Raw genomic sequence first — 13,556 nt, forward strand, 5'->3', positions numbered from 1 at the left:
CGTGAATAAGGCTTTCTGTTCTGTGGCTCAACAACCCGAACGTGAACGCTATCTGCAAGATCCGAGCTCCGTTCGGGCGCGCCTCAAGGCTCCTGCATCGCCGCCGGCGCTAGTGCAGCGTGGTTCTTCGCCGCCTTTCGCACCTTCTCGAACGCACGCGCCTCGATTTGCCTGACGCGTTCACGCGACACGTTGAATTTGACCGCGAGGTCCTCCAGCGTCTGCGCTTCGTCCGCCAAATGGCGCGCCTCGAAGATACGACGCTCGCGGTCGTTCAGTAGAGCGATTGCAGCGACCAGCGCCCTGCGCCGGTGGTCTTTCTCGTCCTGTTCGACGACGATAGCTTCCGGCGAGGGGGACTGGTCAACCAGATGTTCCTGCCATTCGGTGGGTTCGCCCTGTTCATGAATTGGTGCATTGAGTGATGCATCACCGCCGAGGCGTCGATTCATGTCGACAACGTCCTGGCCCGTAACATTGAGGCATTTCGCGATCGAGGTTACCTGATCGGGACGTAGGTCGCCGCTTTCGTATGCCGCGATCTTGCTTTTTGCCGTGCGCAGCTTGAAAAAGAGCTTCTTCTGATTGGTGGTGGTTCCGATTTTCACAAGTGACCACGAGCGCAGAATATAATCCTGTATTGAAGCCCTGATCCACCACATCGCATATGTGGCAAAGCGAAAACCTTTTTCGGGCTCAAAACGGTTCAATGCCTGCATCAGGCCGACGTTGCCCTCGGAGATGATCTCCGAGATGGGCAGGCCATAGCCGCGGTAGCCCATGGCGATTTTGGCGGCGAGACGAAGATGACTTGTCACAAGCTGGTTCGCGGCATTGCGGTCGCCGTTCTGGCGCCAACGTTTGGCGAGGTTGTATTCCTGGTTCCTTTCGAGCATCTCGAAGCGCCGGATGGTGTAGAGATAGTTCTTGCCGCTTCCATCTCTGGCGAATGCTGGTTCACGCTTGGCTGGAACCGTGAGGCCTGCGAATTGTCCTTCAACGCTCATATCGATCGCTCCGTCGTGAAAAGCTGGATCCCGTCTGCCGTTCGAAGCTCGAGCGGACCACCAAATGATATGCACAGGCCCTGGCGGAGCCATTAAATTGGCGTTTAGGGGCGCTAAATTCGAATTCAATCGGGAAACGTCGCCGAACGAGCGTGCACGTTTTCGCCACGCCTAAAAAAAGTTTTAGTGGAGACGATTTGCTCGTCCCTTCGAATCCGCCTGGCGAGGCATGAGTTCGGGTGCTGGCTTGCTGAAGACAAAGCGCCCTGCCTTTGCAATCGGGTAGTTTTGACTCTGATGCGAGGGGTAGGCCCGTGCGGTCAATAACGACGACAGCCCAAACGTTCCGCTGCAAAAACCTCGGTTCATATCAATTGGCGAAATTAGATGGCTAAGCCTGAACTTCTGTCGGCTGCACTGTCCGCTGCAGTCCTGCTCGCAACTCCCGCTATGGCTCGCGAGAGCCATCAGCCGCGCGGCGGAAGCCAATGCGAGTATCACGCCTGGCGCGCGCTATATTGGCAAGGGTGATGGTGTTCGCGGCAATCGCATTAGCGAGGGCTTCGGTGGCGGCGGCTACGGTTTGCATGGACCCGGCGGGTACAGGAACTGCGATGTGTGGGGTCACTGGGGTACCTACTATGGACCCATGGTTCCCGTAATCGAACGCTCACGGACGATTACGTGTTGCTGCGGCTACCGCCCGTTTGACCCGGAGGATGTGTTGGCAACGTTGTCGTGTCGGTGGGCGGCATCTTCGCAAGCTGCTGCGGTTACCGCTAAGCTTTAGCGTGGCGCGGCGATATAGGCTGGTACTTCTCCCGGTACAGGAGTCGATCAACGTGGAGAAGGCGGACATCAGGCGGACGAGCCGCGATGTCTGCTAATGACCAAAGCATACGTGAACAGCACCGGCGGCCCCACGTGGCACCCGTGGAGCCTGTCGCCGACGCTTAAGTGTCGGCTGCGTACAAGCATTGCAATGGTCTTGCAGAAAGGCAGGAAAAGTCTCAAAATTCACGTTCAGGGGTTCTTTGGATCCCGGCTCAGTGCGACCCGTTGGATCTCATCCGGCCGATTTGGAGCACAACATGGCGACATTCACGCGATCGAAAAGGCTACTGGTTTCCGCGGGAGCTGCGGCACTCGGCGGCTCTGCACTGGTGACGTTGCTGTCCGGAAACATCATCACCCTCGCGGGTGGCGCAGTCGCCATGGACATACTGCCGCCATTCGTCGGCGCGGATTTTTCGGTTTGCAGCACGCCGGCTGCAACTGGCTCGCCGAACATGATGCTTCGCCTGGTCCAGACAGAAGTGCCACGCGCCGAGATGAGCGTAGCCAGCTCCGCGACAGCATTCGCGGAGACCGAGCCGCCGTTGTTTGCCGGCCTCGGTTCCATCACTTACGAGATCACGACCGCAAATGAGCGCGCGCAGGCTTACTTCGATCAGGGCCTGCGTCTCGCCTATGCGTTCAATCACGGCGAGGCGCAGCGCGCGTTCCGCATGGCGCAGAAGCTCGATCCCGACTGCGCCATGTGCTTCTGGGGCGAAGCGCTGGTGCTCGGTCCCAACATCAATCTTCCGATGCCGGAGGACGCGGTCGCGCCCGCGTACGCTGCCGCGCAGAAGGCGAAGGCGCTTGCCGGTAAATCCAGCCCACGCGAGCAGGCGCTGATCGGCGCGCTCGCGGCGCGCTACAGCAGCGATCCGAAGGCCGCCCGCGCCACGTTTGATGCAGCCTACGCGGCAGAAATGGCGAAGGTGGCGAAGCAGTTTCCCGATGACGACGAAATCGCTACGCTCTATGCCGAGGCGGTCATGGATCTCAGCCCCTGGGACTACTGGAAGCCGGGCGGCCGCGAAGCCAAGCCGCAAAGCATGCCGATCGTGCCGACATTGGAGCGCGTGCTGGCTCGCAATCCGAATCATCCCGGTGCCATTCACCTTTACATTCATGCTGTCGAGGCATCGGACCGGCCCAAGCGCGCCGAGCCCTATGCCGACCGATTGCGCGGTGCGATCCCCGGTGCCGGCCATCTCGTGCACATGCCGAGCCACATCTACTATCGGGTCGGCCGCTATCTCGACGCGCTGCAAGACAACAAGGCTGCGGTCAAGGTCGATGAAAAATACCTGGCCGACACCAACGCGCCGATGGGCGTCTATCGGCTCGGCTATTATCCGCACAACGTGCACTTCGTAATGGCGTCGGCACAGATGGCTGGCGACGGCCGGACCGTGATCGCCGCCGCCGAGAAGCTGCGCGATCTCATTCCCGACGAGGTTGCCCGTGGTAGACAGCCAGTCAAGGCGGCGCCTTATTTCGCGCACGCGCAGTTCAGCACGCCCGAGACCATCCTGGCACTGCCCGATCCCGGCGACGCCATCCCTTATGTCAAGGCGATGTGGCTCTACATGCGCGGCGTAGCACTGGCGGCGCGCCGTGACTTCGCGAGCGCGGCGGCGGCCGCCAATGCAATCGAGACCCTTGAGCGTATCGCGGACTTCAAATTGCTGAAGGATTCAAGCGTCCCGGCACAGGAGGTGCTTCGCATCGCGCGTACACTGATCCTAGCGCGCGTGGCCCAGGCCAAAGGCGACAACCGCACCGCAGTCGTGCGGTTCGAGCGGGCGGCTGCGTTACAGGACGCGCTGCCCTACACCGAGCCACCATACTGGTACTATCCGATTAGGCAGTCTCTTGCCGCTGCCCTGCTGCAGGCTGGCCGCTACGATGAGGCCGAGCGAGAGTTCCAGCGTGCGCTCAGCCGAGCGCCATCCAACGGCTGGTCGTACTACGGGCTGGCGGAACTGCATAAGTCACGCGGCAACACCGCTGCGGCGCGCAAGGCCGAGGCTGACCTTGCCAGAACCTGGATCGGCGACCGCAGGCTTTTGCAGATTTCCAAGCTCTAGAACCTGCGCGTAAATCAGACGAATATCCCTATGATCGCAGTTACGAACGCTTCTCGTCTGTAAGCTGAAATGCTGCTCTCCGGACTCGGTATCACGCATCGGCTTAAGACCGTGTAATCGGCGACGAACTTTCCCATGGCAAGCCGCATCCAATGCGAAACTTGGAGGGGCGGGTTATGGAGCCGGGAACTGACGAGCGTATCAAGTGCCTGCTCGCGCCAATTGACGCCCATGTCGTTCCCCGGCGTGACAATGCCGGCGCGGATCTGAAGGATCCGGTCGTCGACCAAGCACATGGCCACATGAAGTCGTGGAAGCACGATGATCCAAGCGCGCCGAACGTTTTGCGCTTAGCGCGGGCCCATACGTTTGCCTTCCGCCAGTGACCTGGCCGGCGTCGTTTCGAACGGCGCCTGACCAATTGCCTCAAGACCGTTACCAACGGAGGACACGGGTTCGATCATTTTCGTCATCGCGAGCGGTCTTGCCGTAGCACTGCGCTTCATACGCCAACGCAGTTTCCAGACACTGTTTGTAGCTCGTAAAGCTGCAATCAGTGCCGCCCAGGTTATATGACAAACAGTAGTGCCCGCGGGGAACGATAGGCCCGGCAGTTGCTGCGGATCCTGAAAAGGCAAGCGCAGACAGCGCAGCTGCCGAAACAAGTAGGATTGCCTGAGCGATTTTCATCATGTCCTCCAACACCAGTGTCATCAAACAGATGAGAGCTGACGTTGGGAAATCGATTAAAAAAAATCTTTATGTTCACTGAGTGTTTCATCATCTCTGAGCCGCAGGTGGGAATAGATCAAGCCGGGCCAGGAATTGCCTCCCAAGCCCTGACATGCTCGTGGGCGTCTCGTCGGCCAATCCAGAGCGATATCGGTCTGGATGTTCATGGAGCCGGCGATTGCGATGGGACAACCGTCCGGCGGTGCGATCTTTGGTATCGAGCAAGCATGTGAGACGATCGTGCGACACGCGAATTTTGGCAAATCAGACGGCAGAATAAATTCGTATTTACTCGTCAAACGCGCCCGAGCCTCTATCTCTTCCCTATCTCTCGGGTGTTGCGCTTGTCTGCCTTGTGCAACCCCCGAATTCATTCCGGTAAGTGCCAGAGCTCCCCAAACAGGAGCGCTCAGTGCTCGCTGGAGCTGAAAGCCTCAGCTGTAGGGACGTGCTTACGGCGATCGGGCGTCGAACAATTGCGGGAGTGGCGCAGGAGTCCTGGTAATGACCTTGTTCTATCAGTTCAGCGTTTTTGCAGCCTCGCGTGGCGAGGGCCTACATCCGAAGCTTCGGGCCTTACTTGAGCGTGCGGCCGCCTCTCCGTTTTCGGAGGTCTCGATGCGCCGTGATGGCATGATCCAGGCTGGACCGAGTCCGGATTCGGAAGTCGTATCATCACGGGTCAACGTGACGCGGTTTTCGCGAGAGCTGGCCCGTTCCGTTGTTGCTGCGCCTAAGCCCGAAATACAAAAGCTATCGACGGCAAATCCGAATCGAGACCGTACCGTTTAGTTATGTAGGCTGTCTCGATGAGGACGGCACACGGTGCTTCGTCCCGCCAAAATGAGCCGGGCAGGGGCCAAGCGCCGGCCGATCGAGCCCGGCCCGTTTCGTCCGACCTGCTTGGTTCTCGGCGCAAGGGGCAAGAGAGAAATCGACGCGCCAAACTTCTGACCACATCGATCATCGCGAGTAGACCGTGGAGACGATTGCCGTTGCCTTGTTTCTCCTGCTCGCCGTCGTGGTCAGCGGCACGCTCGCACGAATGTCTCCAATGGCTTTGCCGCCGCCGCTCGTGCAGATAGCGCTCGGCGCATTCATTGCCTCGGTCGCGAATTTCGGCGTCAAATTGAGGCCGGATATTTTCTTCCTTCTGTTCCTGCCGCCTCTGCTCTTCTTGGATGGCTGGCGCATTCCGAAGGAGGGATTGTTGCGCGACAAAGCGACAATCCTGGAGCTGGCGCTCGGCCTCGTCGTGTTCACGGTCGTTGGTGTCGGGTCTTTCATCAACTGGATGATCCCGGCGATGCCGCTGGCCGTCGCCTTCGCACTTGCCGCGATTGTCTCACCCACCGATTCTACCGCAGTTTCCGCGATCGCTACCCGCGTGCCAATTCCCAAGCGATTGATGCACATTCTTGACGGCGAGTCGCTGCTCAATGATGCCTCGGGCCTCGTGTGCATGCGCTTCGCCATTGCCGCAGCACTAATGGGGACGTTCTCGCTCCTCGCCGCGGTCGGCACGTTCCTTTGGCTTGCGATCGGCGGCGTTGCCATAGGTGTAGGCGTCACCTGGATTGCGTCCGCCGCGAAGAACTGGGTATCGCGGCATTTCGGCGAGGAGACCGGCTCGCAGATCCTGATCAGCCTGTTGATCCCGTTTGGTGCCTACCTTTTGTCCGAGCATCTGCATTGCTCCGGCATTCTCGCCGCCGTCGCGGCTGGCATCACCATGAGCTACGTCGAACAGAGCGGCCAGGCGCTTCCCATCACCCGAGTTCGGCGCAGCGCGGTTTGGGATCTTGTTCAGTTTACCGCCAGCGGCATCATCTTCGTATTGCTTGGAGAACAGCTTCCGCGGCTCGTCATCGGTGCAGCGCAGGTGGTGCGTGAGGCCGGACACCACGAACCGATCTGGCTCGTTGTGTATGTGGTTGCCATCAATCTCGCCCTTGCGGTGTTGAGATTCACATGGGTCTGGACGTCATTGCGCTTCACGTTGTTTCGGGCAGCGCTGAAGGGTCAAAACTCATACGTACCAAGCTGGCGTCTCATCGCGGCGACATCGCTCGCCGGCGTTCGAGGGACCATAACGCTCGCCGGCGTGCTGACGCTGCCTCTGACCATGAACGATGGGTCTGCGTTTCCGGCGCGCGACCTTGCAATCTTTCTCGCTGCTGGCGTGATCATTGTGTCGCTGGTCGCGGCAAGTTTCAGCCTCCCGTTTCTCCTCAAGGGGCTCAAATTGCCACCTGAGCCGTCGCCACAGGAAGAAGAGGACCTGGCACGCATCGCCGCGGCGAAAGCGGCGATTCGGGCGATCGAGAAGGCGCAGCATCACATGGGGGAAGGCCACAGCGACGTCGATCTATATACCGATGCCGGGGTACGTATCATGGAGCTTTATCGCCAGCGGATCAATGGTCGCTCAACGACCGGCAAAGAAGCATCCCTAGCGCGAAAGATCGATGAGATCGAGCGGAGGCTGCGCCTGACCGGGCTTCGTGCCGAACGGACCGAAATCTACCGTATTGCTCGTGCTCGCAGGCTCTCCGACGAGACATCCCGCAAGTTGGTTAGAGAGCTTGATCTGCTGGAGTCGCGCTTCGCAACGCGGTGACGCGCGAAATTCGCATCGCTATAGCCTCCGCGGTTCCAACGCCTAACCTTCTTGTGGGGTCGCGATTAATTCGTTCCAGGCGCATCCTCTTGGAATTGGTGCGAGGCCGACGGCACAAGCAGTGTGAAGGCGTTCCATTGATGTCGACGCGTGGCAAATTGCGCGGCACGGCAATTTGCGGAAGGACCGCGCGGGTTTGTTTGTTGGGTACAGCAGACACCGTTCAGAGCTGCATAGGCTTCCGCTAGTGACCAACACGGACATTAGCCCGTTTCGTACGACGCGGCTGCTGAACGTGCTTGCACCGTTCCCGCCGCGCCTAAACAAGATTTTAATGGTGACGGTTTGGGCGTTTCCTATCTGAAAAATATTCGCACAATAAAGGAGACAACCATGAAGTTGACAGTAACAGCATCACGATCTGCGATCGCGATCGATCACGACGAATGGATCAGCTGTTCTCACTGGGGGATGTTTCCGGTGCCGCGAAAGACCTCGAACTCGCGTGGCCGGGCATGAGCTAAGGTTGGTTTCCCGAGGTGAAGCGCGCTTTGCGGTCAGGCGCTTTCGAAGCTAACCTGGAGCGGACGTTCGGCTTGATAAGCCTTCCAGTACGAGCTAGCCGGTTTCCGGTCGCTGCTCGAAGGCCAAGTGAAGGAGGTCTGATTTTCACGGCCAGACAGGCTGGAGCATGTTTTGGGAATCGCCTGAATGAATCAGATCACTAGCATGTCCCGCCCCAAGTTTCTGCCTGACAACTTCACCCTATCGCTAATCGGGACGCTCGTCGTAGCGAGCGTCCTGCCGTGCCGCGGCGCGGCGGCGGCGACCGTAGATGATCTCACCAACGTCGCCATCGCCCTGCTGTTTTTCCTGCATGGAGCAAAGTTGTCGCGTGAAGCCGTGATCGCGGCGGCAAGCCACTGGCGGCTACACGTCCTGGTGCTATTGATTACATTTGTCGTGTTTCCGCTGTTCGGCCTGGCGTTCAAACCGCTCCTGTCTCCACTCGTGACGCCCACGCTTTACGCCGGTATCCTATTTCTCTGCACCCTGCCGTCCACGGTCCAATCCTCAATTGCCTTCACGGCCATGGCGAAGGGCAACGTCCCGGCGGCGGTCTGCAGCGCCTCGGCCTCGAGCATCATCGGCATCTTCGTCACGCCGCTGGTAGGGAGCCTCGTGCTCTCGAGCCATGTCGGATTGGGTTCGGGCTGGCGAACCGTCGGCGAAATCGTGCTGCAGCTGTTCGTGCCCTTCGTCTGCGGGCAGCTTCTAAGGCCGTTGATTGGCGGATGGATCCAGCGCAACGAGAGCATCGTTAGCGGGATTGACCAAGGCTCGATCCTGCTCATCGTCTACTCAGCCTTTAGCGAGGCAGTAGGCGAAGGCCTGTGGCGCCAGGTTCCGCCTTCGGCGCTGGCCGGGCTGCTAGTCGCCGACGGCGTGCTTCTGGCGGCCGCGCTAATCACCACCGCGCTGGTCAGCAAATGGCTGGGCTTCGAGCGTGCCGACCGGGTAACCATCGTCTTCTGCGGCTCGAAGAAGAGCTTGTCTCAGGGCATCACCATAGCCAAGGTGATCTTCGCTTCGCACGCCGTGGGCGCGGCCATCCTTCCCCTCATGATCTTCCATCAGATCCAGTTGATGGTCTGCGCGGCACTGGCCCAGCGGTGGGGCCGTTGCGCGGAGACTTTTCCATCCCTGGCTTCAGCGGATGCGAAATCCCTTTTGCCGCACTGAAAAAGCTCCCGCCTTTGCTGCGGGTTCGCCGCGGCTTCAATTTCAACGGGTAGTGCTTGTCCCTTATTCCGGACTGATTGCGCGGATGACCTGGGTCATGAAGGCTGATGGCGAGCGATACAAGCAACCCGTCGCGCTTGCGGCGTAACGAGATCGTGTCGGAACCGGCGTGATGTGAAGGTCGGGAGGCGAACTGTGCGTAATGCAGAGCCGGTCGATCCGGCGATCGGGACAACCCACTTGTGCCATCGCATCGTCGAGCGGGCGCTTTTGACCGGAACCTGGTCCACGGAGAGCATCATGGCCAGTGGTCATGTGAACCGCACCTGCAAGCCGAACACATGACTGCACCGACAAAGCCTGCGACGTGACGAAGGTCCTTGCCAACCCGGAGCCGTCCACACACGGCACTTTGAGACTTGCCGACTGATCCCTGGAATGTCCGCTACCCGAAAGACCGAAAATAATCGACGGGCGATCAGTGACGCGAAATTATGACGGGGATTGCAGCGATCGCGGAACCGTCCCCGTCGCCTACCTTGCCTGGCTCTCGCGTAATTTCCGGGCCAACGCGCGCGTCTTTGCGCGTGAGGCCGCCTCCTGGCTGTGCGAGCAGCTGGCACAGCACGCCTCGACGCAGGGACCGAGTGCCTCTTCGATGATGGTGTTGATGGTGCGCGCGCAACGACCGCAATCGGCGCTGCAACCAAGGCAGCCATAGAACTGCTTGGCATTTCGCGGCAAGGACCCGCTGCCGTTCACGGCATTGCGGACGTCGTGGTCGCTGAGGACGTTACAGGAACAAACGATCATTTGGAGGCGGGTCCGGTCTGCGATGCTTCCCGGACGTCGCCTGCGTCATTGAGAAGTTTCGCCCGTTGATCGAAATCTGCGAAAGGCGGCGTTACTATCGCACGGGCGGCAGCGAGACAAAAGGAACTGCACGAAAGTGGTACATTCACGGGGATGCACAATCGAGTCCGTCGGCAATCGGTTGCGAGAGGCGAGAACGTCCGAAATTGTCAGCTCAGCTGAACGCGAAAGCCAGCAAGCTCGAGCCAAGCAGCACAAGGCTGGCCGCTGTCAGCGTGAGGAATCCATCGGAAACCAAATCGTGATTGTGCATGATAAACCTGCCGTGTGAGATGCTCGTCCGAATTACTTACGCCTTCCAAAACAGGCCTCTGAGGCGCTGACGGAAATCGACTCCGTCCGCACGATTCAAAACTTTGCGCCTCGCGGATATCGGAGGCCTAGCTCAGCGCAGCGCCTCCTGCGTGAACATGCTCGATTTGGGTGGGTTCTTCCATCACACTTGCGTTCTGTGGCATAACATCTTCTGGTCGTCTGCGATAAACCTTGGTTTGACCGTCATGACGAAACGGCAGCGAAGTCGGGGAGGGGGCGTACGAGGATGGACGCCAGATGGAGCCGCGCTAAGGCCGCCTCGATTGGCGGCCTTGTCGTTAATTCCGATCAAGCCGCCTCATTGCCCCAAACGTCGGGGCCGTATGATGCAAACCTAGGATCGAACGTAACCCTGGAGGTCACTTGGTGCGGGTCCTCGACAGTCCGCGATGTGAGTATGTCCGAAAATTTCTGATCGAACACCCGCAGAACGTGGGGCCGGCGGCCAGCAGGATTTAGGCCCCCGCCAGCGCTCACAGCGGCGGTTCTTGCCTGCCTATGGCAAGCCACTCCGGGAATCTAACAGAGAATTTAATGGGACCGACGGATTGCGAACCTACATCAGGATCGTGCCGCTCTCCCTCAGGCAGGCACTGCTAGCACGGCCCCAGCGGCTCCCCCCGGTCGCTGGGGCCGGACGACCGATCGCCCGCGCACAGCCGATCGGGGACGCGATCGACCTATGGAGAAATCAAAATGCGGAGAGTGAGGAAGGCTGTAGCTACGCCGTACGCCGTCCTGATCGGCACGGGCCTATTGATCACCTTGTGCGCTTCCACCAACGCCGCGACGGTGCATCGCTCTAAACCGCGACATGTCCAAGGTTTGTCCTTTCACGACGCCGTTCCGCCACGGCCGCCGGTCCACTACGACGACACCCCGAGCTACAACGATCCGTCCAAGTTTGGCGGCGGCACGGCGTTATGAGAACGAGACCACCCGCTGATGCTCTGAATCTTCTTCCGCCTTCGGCGGCATGGCGGACATGGCCGACTTGCTACTGGCTCGACCCGGTCGCGAATGCAGACCCAAGCAGTCTCGTAAAGTCTGCTTCTGTCGATCGGACCGACGGAGCCGCCTACGCCAACATGGAGCGCCATAAGCGGCCGCTTCAATCGTTGGCCAATCAGGCTTGAGAACATGTTCGGAGCTTCAGGCGTCTTTACCCGCCGATCCGCAGGTGCTCTCCGAATGTCGGCAACCGGCCGCGTTTCGCAAACCGTTGAAAAACTCTCTTCGGATCGTGAATGAAATTCTAGCCGCCGATGGCGTGTTCACGCGCAACGGCGCGTGACGAGCGTGGGCAGGAATTTGTGATCGTTTTCTCCGCCGACCTCGCGCAGCGGTGAACGACCATAAACAAATATTTCATTTAAATCGCCGGTCGCTCCACGCATTTTCAAAGCAGACGCCAAAATGTTTTGGCCTCTGTATCCAATGGAGAACTGAAATGACCAGATTCAAAGTTCTGTCGGCAGGGCTGATCGCCGCAGCCATGCTGACCACGCCCGTGGTGGCTCGGGAGTATCCGCAGGTCGCCAAGGGGGCCGATGTCAGCGCCCCGCGTGGCGCCCTTGCCGGGCGTGACTGCGTCCGCGCTCCGGACGTCGGCGCATATGCATCGGACCCCTACACCAGACCGCCGTGCGAACCCGCATGGTCTAATTGATCAGTCGGCGCCGCATCGGGCTGAACGGCCAGGCAACGAACCCGGATCGATGACGGCGTGCCCCTGGCACTGTAATGTGGGAAGCCTGCGAATAGTTCGGGCTGGGAGCGATTTGCCACCAGCCCGAATTCTTTGAACGGCCCCCACGCTACTGAGCATTCAAATTTGCTGCGAGTCCGGTTGTGGCCCATCGCGTCATCTCGCGTTGGTCGCGATCGATCTCAGGCAGATTGCCAACCGGCTCAATGATCGGGGTATTCGACCAGCCAGCGGACGTGCCGTTAGTCCGCAGCCATACACAAGCGACAGCATATGCAGGAGCATCCAATGGTGGCGGTTCGCGAACCGGTTCTTAAGCCGATAGGTATCACCGACCTGCGCCCAACCCAGATTACCGTAGGCATGCGCGAGGTCGAGGGAAAGCGGAAAGGCTGGCGCGAGAAGAAGGACAAGAAAGCTGCGGAGTTTCTCGGCAAACACATGATTCCAGTTATTCTGGGACCCAGTGATCGCCTCTATATTATTGATCATCATCATTTGACGCGCGCACTTCACGAGGAGGGCGTCAAACATGTGTTGGTTGCGGTTGTCGCCAACCTTAGCATGGTCGACCCGGATACTTTTTGGAGGGTTCTCGACAATCGCAGGTGGATGCATCCGTTTGACGACAAGGGTCGTCGTCGCGACTACAAGGATATTCCGAAATCGGTGCGAGACCTCGTGGATGATCCTTTCCGCTCTCTGGCCGGCGAATTGAGGCGCGCGGGGGGATTCGCCAAAGATACGACACCGTTCAGCGAGTTTCTGTGGGCGGACTTTCTGCGACGGCGAATCAAACGCAGGCTCGTTGAGCGTGATTTTGATCGCGCACTCATAACGGCAATGAAGTTTGCCAAGAGTCAGGAAGCCATTTATCTTCCTGGATGGGGCGGGCCAGCATCCCTGGACTGAGCGGAGGTACACAATTCTGTTCGTTCCGGGCTCCGGAGTGTGGGGCCGGAATTCGAACGGTCCAGACCTAATCAAGTGTACAGGCCTTCCAAGCGTACGCTGACACGAAGCGTGGGGCGAGCTCGATCGAACGATCGAAGTGAGTCCGCTTCGCGGAAGCGCTGCGTAGGAAGGGCTGCCTCGGGAAGCCATTCCCTGGCGACAAGCTCGCGATCGCTGGATGGAATCGATATCGGCTCCGAACTCTCCCCTTCTGAGAAGCTCATCGGCCTGATTATCGCCTTGCAGTTCATCAACCGAGACCCGGCCCGCCGCGCTTCAATTGGGCTTTGGCTGGTCAGAAGCTCCTCGCGCGCACAACCGGATTGTCGCGGCGAACCGTCTGCTTCGCCGTGAAACGTCTTGAAGAATTCGAGGTGCTTGTCATCGATCACAGAGGGGGACGCCGGCCAGGTTCGTCGCTCTGCTAACAGGCTGCCGCGACCTGCCGCGGCCTAACATGAGTAAGATTTTCACACCTGCCATGAAGGAGAACCGCCGGCGGGTTGTGCAAACGACGACACTTAACTGCGCTGGTGATCTTCTCGATTGCGCACCGCTTCATTGACCTTCGCCACGTGGGCGTAAGCGTCGACCGCGTGAGTCACAAAGATACCGGCGCTAAGCAGGGCTAGAAATGTCGCGACTGCTTCAATCATTTTGACGTTCCTTAACTCAGTGGCAAC

At 59.3% G+C, this 13,556-nt stretch carries 8 protein-coding genes; 5 read left to right on the top strand and 3 right to left on the bottom strand.

Translation table 11 applies throughout. From position 1 onward, the window contains the following. Window positions 1-83 precede the first annotated feature (83 nt). Entirely contained in the window at window positions 84-1,007 is a 924-nt protein-coding gene (gene rpoH, locus IVB05_RS17480; protein ID WP_256473357.1) for an RNA polymerase sigma factor RpoH, read from the bottom strand. Between the two features lie 1,091 nt (window positions 1,008-2,098). Here rpoH and IVB05_RS17485 point away from each other — a divergent pair. The 3 genes from IVB05_RS17485 to IVB05_RS17495 all read left to right on the top strand — a co-directional run bounded on the left by IVB05_RS17485 (window position 2,099) and on the right by IVB05_RS17495 (window position 9,023). Continuing rightward, window positions 2,099-3,928 carry a tetratricopeptide repeat protein gene (locus IVB05_RS17485; RefSeq protein WP_247785816.1) on the top strand — a complete coding sequence of 610 codons (1,830 nt, stop codon included), beginning with the start codon at window positions 2,099-2,101 and terminating at the stop codon, window positions 3,926-3,928. A 1,711-nt stretch (window positions 3,929-5,639) separates the two neighbouring features. Beyond that, on the top strand, window positions 5,640-7,280 hold the full coding sequence (locus IVB05_RS17490; RefSeq protein ID WP_247785818.1) for a Na+/H+ antiporter: 1,641 nt from the start codon (window positions 5,640-5,642) through the stop codon (window positions 7,278-7,280). 711 nt (window positions 7,281-7,991) lie between these two features. Continuing rightward, window positions 7,992-9,023 carry a bile acid:sodium symporter family protein gene (locus IVB05_RS17495; protein ID WP_247785819.1) on the top strand — a complete coding sequence of 344 codons (1,032 nt, stop codon included), beginning with the start codon at window positions 7,992-7,994 and terminating at the stop codon, window positions 9,021-9,023. Window positions 9,024-9,557: 534 nt separating this feature from the next. Here the strand turns inward: IVB05_RS17495 and IVB05_RS17500 are convergent. Further along, a complete protein-coding gene (locus IVB05_RS17500) occupies window positions 9,558-9,836 on the bottom strand; it encodes a (2Fe-2S)-binding protein (RefSeq protein ID WP_247785821.1) in 279 nt (92 codons plus the stop codon). A gap of 1,825 nt (window positions 9,837-11,661) precedes the next feature. On the opposite strand from IVB05_RS17500, the gene IVB05_RS17505 reads away from it, so the two are divergent. Further along, on the top strand, window positions 11,662-11,880 hold the full coding sequence (locus IVB05_RS17505) for a hypothetical protein (RefSeq protein ID WP_247785822.1): 219 nt from the start codon (window positions 11,662-11,664) through the stop codon (window positions 11,878-11,880). A gap of 327 nt (window positions 11,881-12,207) precedes the next feature. After that, on the top strand, window positions 12,208-12,831 hold the full coding sequence (locus tag IVB05_RS17510; protein WP_247785823.1) for a ParB-like protein: 624 nt from the start codon (window positions 12,208-12,210) through the stop codon (window positions 12,829-12,831). 563 nt (window positions 12,832-13,394) lie between these two features. On the opposite strand, the gene IVB05_RS43520 is transcribed toward IVB05_RS17510, so the two are convergent. Continuing rightward, window positions 13,395-13,529: a hypothetical protein gene (locus tag IVB05_RS43520; protein ID WP_256473359.1), complete on the bottom strand. Its 135-nt coding sequence runs from the start codon at window positions 13,527-13,529 to the stop codon at window positions 13,395-13,397. Between the last annotated feature and the right edge of the window lie 27 nt (window positions 13,530-13,556).

The organism is Bradyrhizobium sp. 170 (assembly GCF_023101085.1).
Taxonomy (GTDB): Bacteria; Pseudomonadota; Alphaproteobacteria; order Rhizobiales; family Xanthobacteraceae; genus Bradyrhizobium.